Source organism: Micromonospora sp. MP36 (assembly GCF_008119785.1).
GTDB lineage: Bacteria > Actinomycetota > Actinomycetes > Mycobacteriales > Micromonosporaceae > Micromonospora.
On the sequence record NZ_VSFA01000311.1, the window covers coordinates 1 to 391 of the forward strand.

The 391-nt window shown below is 70.6% G+C and carries 1 pseudogene; it reads right to left on the minus strand.

Annotated elements, in window-relative coordinates:
* Nucleotides 1-391 (minus strand): annotated as a pseudogene (locus FXF52_RS41310) (transposase); the annotation flags it as partial.

Genomic DNA, 391 nt, shown 5'->3' on the forward strand with positions numbered 1-391 from the left:
TCGACGATCCACCGGTGGCGGCCCAGGCGGGTGGAGGACTCGACGCCTTTTCGTGCGATCCGTACCGCGATGCCGCGGCGTCGCACCTCGGCACGCAGGCCACGACTGTCGTAGGCCTTGTCGGCGTGGAGCTTGTCCGGCCGCCACCGGCGGCGTCCGGCCGGGGTACGGATCGCGGGAACGCTGTCGAGCATCGGGAGCAGGAGCTGGCTGTCGTGGACGTTCGCGGCGGTGACCATGACGGCCAGGGGCAGACCCGCCCGGTCGCAGACGACATGGATCTTGCTGCCCGGTTTGCCTCGGTCGACCGGGTTCGGGCCGGTCAGATCGCCCCCTTTTCCGCCCGCACACTGATCGAGTCCACCACGGCCCTGGACCAGTCGATCCGGGC